General features: G+C 50.8%; 1 pseudogene. It reads right to left on the bottom strand.

What is annotated here, in order from left to right:
• Positions 1 to 406: pseudogene (locus HQ29_RS01330) on the bottom strand (hypothetical protein); the annotation flags it as partial.
• Positions 407 to 433: the final 27 nt, after the last annotated feature.

The following is a 433-nucleotide window of genomic DNA, read 5'->3' as shown; positions in this document are numbered from 1 at the left end:
TTTCCGTGGGAGATACAGCGATGCCTTCCACCACCTTCACCAGGGTTACTTTCACCTCCTGCCCGTAAGCCGTACCGGCGGAATTGGTAGCATACGCACGAGCATGGTAGACCTTACCCGGAGTAAGGTTGCCGATGCTTACCTTGAAGCTGCCGGTCCCGGAGCCTCCGGAGACTTTATCGTTGGAAATAGTGGGAGACGAACTCATGGCATAGCAGACGCCACGATCCGTAACCGCCGCTCCGCCATCTGCGGAGACATTCCCCTCGCACTCGAAACTTGTTGTGGTGATGTTGGAAACAGAGCCGGTTGCCACCGTGGAAGCTTTTGCAGGCTCTTTGGGATCTTTCTTGCATCCCATAACAGACAGGGATACAGCCAGTAATAAAAATAGTACTCTTTTCATAATCATAAATTTTGTTATTTTCTCTTT

The organism is Porphyromonas canoris (assembly GCF_000765975.1).
In the GTDB taxonomy this organism is placed as follows: domain Bacteria; phylum Bacteroidota; class Bacteroidia; order Bacteroidales; family Porphyromonadaceae; genus Porphyromonas_A; species Porphyromonas_A canoris.
Note: the sequence above shows the minus strand (reverse complement) of the source record. Positions and strands in the feature narration are given on the sequence as shown.